This is a genomic window from Pseudomonas sp. HMWF006 (genome assembly GCF_003061205.1).
In the GTDB taxonomy this organism is placed as follows: Bacteria; Pseudomonadota; Gammaproteobacteria; order Pseudomonadales; family Pseudomonadaceae; genus Aquipseudomonas; species Aquipseudomonas monsensis.
Map to the genome: position 1 here is coordinate 1 of NZ_QAIU01000156.1, position 2,173 is coordinate 2,173.

Sequence of the window (2,173 nt, forward strand, 5' to 3'; positions counted from 1 at the left end):
GGCTACACCCGTCGGGTGGGCTGGACCACCATCAATCGCTTCTCCAGCTCCGGTGGTAGCAGCGCAAAGTTCACCTGCAGCCGCATAACGGGCTGTTAGACCCGCGAACTGTGTTGTGCCTGTTGCCAGGCGATGTAACTGTCGACCGGCGGATTCTTTTGAAAATAGCGCTGTAAACCATCGAACAATCCCTCGGCCACCGCTTGCTGGTGCCTCGCCGTAACCAGTCGTTGGCTGTCGCGAGCATTGGAAATAAAGCCGGTTTCAACCAGGATGGAAGGCACATCCGGCGACTTCAGCACGGCAAATCCGGCCTGTTCGACGCGCTTCTGGTGCAGCGTGGTGATTCCCGCCAAGCTGGCAAGCACCGTGCTGCCCAGCTGCAGACTGGCGGCAATCGTTGCATTCATCGACATATCCACAATCACGCCGGCCAGCATCGGGTCTTTATCCTTGAGGTTGAGCAAGCGGGTGGCCCCGAGCAAGTCAGCACCGTTCTCGCGTTGCGCCATGAAGCGCGCAGTTGCCGACGTCGCGCCCCCTTCCGAAAGACAATACACAGAGGCGCCAGATGCGGTCAGGCGTGGCGCTGCGTCAGCGTGCACCGAGATAAATAGGTCGGCCTTGTGCTGGCGGGCGATCTCGACCCGCTTGCGCAGTGGCACAAAAAAGTCGTCATTGCGCACCAATTTCACGTCAAAACCCCTGGTTTTTTTCAGGCGTTTTGCGAGCAGTTGCGCAATGGAAAGCACCACATCTTTTTCACGCTCGCCCTTGGCGCCAACCGCGCCAGGATCCTTCCCACCATGCCCGGGATCGACGACCACGATAATGTCGCGCTGAGGATGAACGCCTTTTGCAGGTGTTTCACGTGGAACCATTGGGGCGGTCGGGGCCGGTTTGTCGCTCACCAGATCAAGCACCAAGCGGTGCCCTTGGCCATCCTGCGGCGCCAGCACGAAGCTGTTAAGCAGCACCGGACTGCTCAGATCGAGAACAATCCGCGTATCACCCTGACCGAAATGGCCGGATCGAATTGAACGGATCACCGTGTTACCGAGGGCTAACTGACTGAAATCGCCGGTCACACTGGCGCCGCTCAGATCAATGATCAATCGTTCTGGAGCGCTGAGTGCAAAAGTCTTGTAGCGCACCGGTGCGCTCAAATCGAATACCAGCCGCAACTTCTCACCCGAGCGCCAGAGCCGCGCGTTACGAACTTGCGCGGCTGAGACACTGAAAGGAAGGGCGAAGGCCGCGCTGGCCAATATCAGGTTAAGCAGATGGCGTCTGTGCATATGAAAGCCTGCTCATGAAAAAGGCATCGTGATTTGAATTGTTATAATGTAACATCAATTTCAATTAACACGATGGGGCTGAACATGAATGCGCTGACCTTACCGGACATCGCCGCGCAGGCCGCTCGCCAAGCTCTCCCTCTCGAATGGGTGGGCATGCGCGGCATTGCTTTACCTGTGTGGCTGGAAGGCCGACAACTGAGTGCGAAGGCAGATGCTGGCGTGAGTCTGGATGATGGCGAGGCACGCGGTATTCATATGTCTCGCCTCTATCTGGCGCTCGCAACACTCGAGCAGGAAAACCTTTCCCCTGCGCTGATACGGCAGGTGCTGCAACGGTTTCTCGACAGCCATGAGGGTTTATCCAATAGCGCCTATCTGAATATCCACACCGATTTGCTGCTGAAAAGACCCGCACTGGTCAGTCCGTTGAGCGGCTGGAAATCCTATCCGGCAACCATTGCTGCTCGTCTGGAAAAGCAAATGTTCCACGTGGAACTACAAATCGACGTGCCCTACTCATCAACATGCCCTTGCTCCGCCGCGCTGGCCCGCCAGCTGATTCAGCAGCAATTCATCGACGACTTCGCCAACAAGTCGCTGCAACATGCCGATGTCTTGACCTGGCTGGGATCAACGCAAGGCATTCTCGCCACGCCGCACAGCCAACGCAGCATTGCGGAATTGCACCTTCAACTGGACGAATTCATCGACGAGTTGCCACTGACAGCAATCATCAACGACGCCGAAGCGGCGCTCGGTACTGCCGTCCAAACCGCAGTGAAACGCGCCGACGAACAAGCCTTCGCCCTCGCTAACGGGCAAAATCTGATGTTCTGCGAAGACGCTGCCCGCCGACTGAATCTGGCCCTGCG

At 57.4% G+C, this 2,173-nt stretch carries 2 protein-coding genes and 1 pseudogene; 2 read left to right on the forward strand and 1 reads right to left on the reverse strand.

Features of this window, described 5'->3' with window-relative positions:
• A pseudogene (locus DBR24_RS06165) lies at positions 1-99 on the forward strand (glutamine synthetase); the annotation flags it as partial.
• On the opposite strand, the gene DBR24_RS06170 reads toward DBR24_RS06165, so the two are convergent.
• Entirely contained in the window at positions 96-1,298 is a 1,203-nt protein-coding gene (locus DBR24_RS06170) for an N-acetylmuramoyl-L-alanine amidase (protein WP_128614209.1), read from the reverse strand. The pseudogene DBR24_RS06165 and the gene DBR24_RS06170 sit on opposite strands and share 4 nt — an antisense overlap.
• A gap of 84 nt (positions 1,299-1,382) precedes the next feature.
• Here DBR24_RS06170 and folE2 point away from each other — a divergent pair.
• On the forward strand, positions 1,383-2,173 hold a 791-nt coding region (gene folE2 / locus DBR24_RS06175; protein ID WP_128614210.1), incomplete at its 3' end, for a GTP cyclohydrolase FolE2.